General features: G+C 77.6%; 1 pseudogene. It reads left to right on the top strand.

Annotation, left to right across the window (positions count from 1 at the left end):
* Positions 1-397, top strand: a pseudogene (locus LPA54_RS41225) (molybdopterin molybdenumtransferase MoeA); the annotation flags it as partial.

Raw genomic sequence — 397 nt, 5'->3', positions numbered from 1 at the left:
CCCTGGTCGCGCCGCTGGTCGCGCTGACCGACCTGCCGTCGTTCGACACCTCCGCGATGGACGGCTGGGCGGTCTCCGGCCCCGGCCCCTGGGACGTACGGGAGGAGGGCGTCCTCGCCGGGCACACCGCGCACGCGCCGCTGACCGACGGGGAGGCCGTGCGGATCGCCACCGGCGCGCGTATCCCGCCGGACACCACCGCCGTGCTCCGCAGCGAGCACGGCCGTACGGACGACAAGGGCCGGCTGCACGCCACCGCCGCCACCCGGGCGCCGCACACCGTCTCGCACGGCCAGGACATCCGCCCCCGCGGCCAGGAGTGCCGCAACGGCGACCAGTTGCTGCCCGTGGGCACCCTGGTGACCCCGCCGGTGCTCGGCATGGCCGCGGGGGCGGA

The sequence above is a fragment of the Streptomyces sp. DH12 genome, assembly GCF_020873895.1.
Taxonomy (GTDB): domain Bacteria; phylum Actinomycetota; class Actinomycetes; order Streptomycetales; family Streptomycetaceae; genus Streptomyces.
This window is presented reverse-complemented; position numbering and strand designations above follow the sequence as displayed.